This window comes from Rothia sp. HMSC067H10 (genome assembly GCF_001810635.1).
GTDB classification, from domain to species: Bacteria; Actinomycetota; Actinomycetes; order Actinomycetales; family Micrococcaceae; genus Rothia; species Rothia dentocariosa.
The window spans coordinates 1-3,954 of record NZ_KV802292.1; the positions used below are offsets into that span (position 1 = coordinate 1).

The 3,954-nt window shown below is 48.0% G+C and carries 5 protein-coding genes; 4 read left to right on the forward strand and 1 reads right to left on the reverse strand.

Annotated elements, in window-relative coordinates:
* A partial coding sequence (locus HMPREF2756_RS11420) for a hypothetical protein (protein WP_246825827.1) occupies nucleotides 1-567 on the reverse strand: 567 nt, incomplete at its 3' end.
* Nucleotides 568-966: 399 nt separating this feature from the next.
* Between HMPREF2756_RS11420 and HMPREF2756_RS03780 the strand changes: the two genes are divergently transcribed.
* The 4 genes from HMPREF2756_RS03780 to HMPREF2756_RS11330 all read left to right on the forward strand — a co-directional run.
* Nucleotides 967-1,248 (forward strand): pyrophosphorylase, encoded by a 282-nt coding sequence (locus tag HMPREF2756_RS03780; RefSeq protein ID WP_070535802.1) that lies wholly within the window; start codon nucleotides 967-969, stop codon nucleotides 1,246-1,248.
* Between the two features lie 210 nt (nucleotides 1,249-1,458).
* On the forward strand, nucleotides 1,459-2,694 hold the full coding sequence (locus HMPREF2756_RS03785) for an RHS repeat protein (RefSeq protein ID WP_070618478.1): 1,236 nt from the start codon (nucleotides 1,459-1,461) through the stop codon (nucleotides 2,692-2,694).
* A complete protein-coding gene (locus HMPREF2756_RS03790; RefSeq protein ID WP_141747816.1) occupies nucleotides 2,636-3,460 on the forward strand; it encodes a hypothetical protein in 825 nt (274 codons plus the stop codon). The genes HMPREF2756_RS03785 and HMPREF2756_RS03790 overlap by 59 nt, the downstream gene beginning before the upstream one ends.
* A gap of 20 nt (nucleotides 3,461-3,480) precedes the next feature.
* On the forward strand, nucleotides 3,481-3,954 hold a 474-nt coding region (locus HMPREF2756_RS11330), incomplete at its 3' end, for a hypothetical protein (protein WP_210393514.1).

The following is a 3,954-nucleotide window of genomic DNA, read 5'->3' on the forward strand; positions in this document are numbered from 1 at the left end:
CTCTTTGGCTTTTTCTACCTCCTGCTCCGCTTTTTGTTGTTGTACATACGCAGCGTACTCCACCGAACTCATTCGGGAAAGCTTAAGCACTTCAAGATAAACAACAAGCACATTTCCCGAATAATACCCAGCACCAATACTAAAAGTACTGAGCAAGAACACCTCTTGGGAAATACCCCAGGGTATCCCAAGAACAACTCCTAGCAGAAAAGGCAGCAGGAAGAACGAAGCGAAATAGATTCCCCAGGCCGGGTACAGTCTGAGCTTAGAGAATAAAAGAACGGTCCAGGCGATTCCTGCTGGGGGCAGAAGTAAAGCAGCTATATAGAATGCTAATGGTTTAGGGTGTTCTACGGCATCGATGAGCATCCAGAGTACGGGGATAGCGACCATTAGTTGAGAGAAGCCTATGGAAAGCAAAGTAGGCCATAACACCGGCTGAACACGATCATCAGACGAAATCGGCATACTCTGTGGAGCTTTATCAGCATCATTGCTCTTGGCAGTACTTGGTCGAGGTTGCTTCTCTGGCTTCCCCACGGACCCCCCCCCAGACGGTTGATTCATATCCTTACAACTCTTCCTGATGCGGCTTTTCTGTGAAGCAGACTGGTCCAGCCAATAGTTGATTGCACATTGTTTCTCGACGCAGCTTATGAACTCTTCATTTCCTTTTATTCGCAACAAAACGCGCTACCAATCCATAACAACTGGCAGCATAGCTCTGACGCTTGTGGAGGACTGTTTTCTCTACGGTAGCACCATACGCTCGAGCCTGATAAGTGGAGTTATCTAGAAAGTTCTCAATGTAGCATAGATTCATATTTCTTTTGTCTATGACAGAAATTTCAAGATATTTTGAAACACACTGTAAATATCCTTGACCCTTATCTTCAAACTCGGGTAGTCTGGGTTCCAGACCTCCACCATGAGGCGTGGAGCACCTCCAACCACGAAGGAACAATCATGAGTGAACGCGTCCTTAGTACCGATACCGCTAAACAGGCTATCAGCCAAATGCAGACCATCATCAACGGCGGCTTTCAAGAGCAAATTCAGCAACTGAACAGGCAGGGAGAAGTTCTTTCCGACCCAAATAACTGGGACGGTCCGCTCGCATCCCAGTTCCGTGGATCATGGCAAGATACCCGTCTTGCTCTCAATAAAGTGAAAGAGGAACTCGATCACCTGCGTGCCCAGGTTCAGCAGATTTCTGATGATATCTTCCGAGCGGGTGGCGGCGCATAGTCAAAAACTCTTTCTGGTGGGTGGAAAGCAGAAAAGTACCTTCTGCTTCCCACCCATTTTAGTATCTATTTCTGACAACTTCACCGATACATAGAATCAGAGCTGATTATATGCATGCGAATACTGACCCCGTAAAGTTTGACTTTGGTATGGCAGATACCCTGGTGTCTTCTTTTAGGTACTGCCGGACGTCAATTGAGAATCAGATGGGTGAGCGTGAAAACGAAATTAGTATTTTCCAATCAAGAAGCTCAGTGGTACACCGATGATGGTCGTATTTTGTGCTTTCCCCGTCAGGACAACAAATTTGAACGTGCACCAGGAGAACCTTGGTGGATAGAAAAAATTGATTCTGAGAATGTGCTATATGAACGTATTCAGAGAGCACATACTCAGGCATGGGAGCAAACGCGCCCAGAGGAATCTTTGATTCCAGATCAGTATTACTGGGTCATCAGTAATGAGGAGCATGTTTCACATGCTTTTACACCCTCCGGTTTTTGGCTTTCCACAACAATAGGGCATCCCTCAAACACAGTGGTAGCTCTGCGTCGAAACAACCTTATTACTGAGATAATTCATCCTGCTGCTGGTCGGGGCATCCATATTGATTATTCATCATATAAATCTGGTACAACGACTCGTCCACTACAGGCATATACCTATAACACCATCGGCTCCCACGCTAACATCCCATTATTTGTTGCAGAATATGGGTACAATACACATGGTCATTTAGTCTCTGTCGCAACTGCTGCCGGAACCCGCTCATATTCGCACACTCCTGAGCACCTAATTCATGAGGTAACAGATGTAAACGGACATGTTGAAGTCACCAATACTTATGATCAAGATGGGCGTGTAGTACACCAGCTTAGTGAATACGATTATGAAATTTCATATCAGTATTTGGCTGATGGTAAAACTGTTATTGCCGGAAAAAATGCGGGAATAGCTCCCAATATTTTTTATAGTGAGGCTAAGGGGCGGCTTGTAAGTACTGTTGCATCCGATGGTACTCGTTACACTATGCGCTATAACTCGTTTAATAAGCGCGTCAGCGAGACCTACCGTGATGGAACAACTGTTGCTCGTTCATACGATACCCGCGGACGTTTAGTGAAAGAACGGACTCCCGAGGGTACCGACTATACCTACGGGTGGGATGAACATGACCGTATCACTGATGTGTCTGTACGGGACGCACGTGATACCGTCAATCTAGGTCCATCCATGACGGTGACATACGAGTATGCAGATGATACAAACCCCAATCCTGTAGCCCTCACCGATGCAACTGGAGCTGTAACACGCTACGAGTGGAACGATCAAGGTTATCCCACACGAATCACTGATCCTACCGGTGTCATTAATACATTTGAGTACGATGACGGCTACTGGTGTTGCAGTCAATGCTGGAGTGTACGCTGGGCAACGCGGTATTGAGGCAACAGTGCAGTATGCTCAAGGTGATCGGGATGCGTTTGCTCGCGCGTACGGTCGAGATTGGGACTGGGATAAGTTCAATACTTATGTTGGTTCTGGTGCTACGGGTAACGTACTCGGCGGTTTGGTCAAACCTACGGTCGGTTCACTCTCTCGTGGGCAGCTTTCGTCTGGAATGCGTAATACTGTGGAGGCTATGGGCGCCGGTGGGCTCAATGTTGCTAACGCCCAGGGATGGAGCTTGGCTACCGGGCAGGGTCCGCTTTCGGGCGGGGACACGGTGTATGCATTGTTGGCAGGCGCAGGTGCGAGCCAAGTAGGCGCTGTGCCTGTGGGGCGTCGTCATGGTCAGTGGATGAAATTTGAGGATACGGTTGCAGGTCGTCCGTTGAAAGCTCCGGAGTATGTAGACTCATTTGCTGCTTTACGTGCCGGACACCCGAATTTTCATGGAAATCCAGGGTGGCTTAAACTTGGCAATTATGGTGCTGGTAATGCTGGTACTGTAGCCTTAACAGACCTGACGAAAACATATCTGGTAGATCCAGGAATAAAACTTATCTCCACTCTTCCTGTTAACTCAGGTCCTAGCGACGCTCCTGGTCCTTCTCCTGTATCGCCGCGCGGTAACGAGCCTGTGTTTGTGCAGCAGCCTGCAGTGCAGGAACCGGTGCCTGATCCTCGTGCGGGAAATCCCGCTGGTAGCCCTGTGGTGCCTTCACCGAACCCACGCCCGGAACCAACAACCAGTAGTGAGCACCCATGATGAGGAGAAACTCTCAGAAAATGTTTCTTGGGATCGAGATCGAAGGCTGGAAACAGGTGCAATGGTGGACAGAGATCCCCGTCTTCATCCTGTTTCAAGTTCTTATTGCGGTTCCTCTGATAGGGTTTGTCAATCAGAATATTCACCAGTACCCGTCGCACATATATCCGTTACTGTACGTGATGGTGCTCTTGATTCCCCCGGTTGGGATTGTAGCCGATGTCTGTATTTTTTATTTTATACATCGTCCCTTTCGGGCTTTCGGTGTGTTTTTATTGTGCTCGTTTGGGTCTATCCCCGCTGTGCTCCTTTTGCCCACGCCATATCGTTTATTGGCAGTGTTGTGTTGGGCTGGGATGATGGCTGGTTTACGTCCGAGTATGTTTTTCTTAGGACTGTTGATCATGCGTAAGCAGTCTAGGATGTCTGAAGAGCAGTTACAACAGTATTGGAATAGGGTAAAAGCGGAGCAGGAGGTAGAAAAAGCCAAAGAG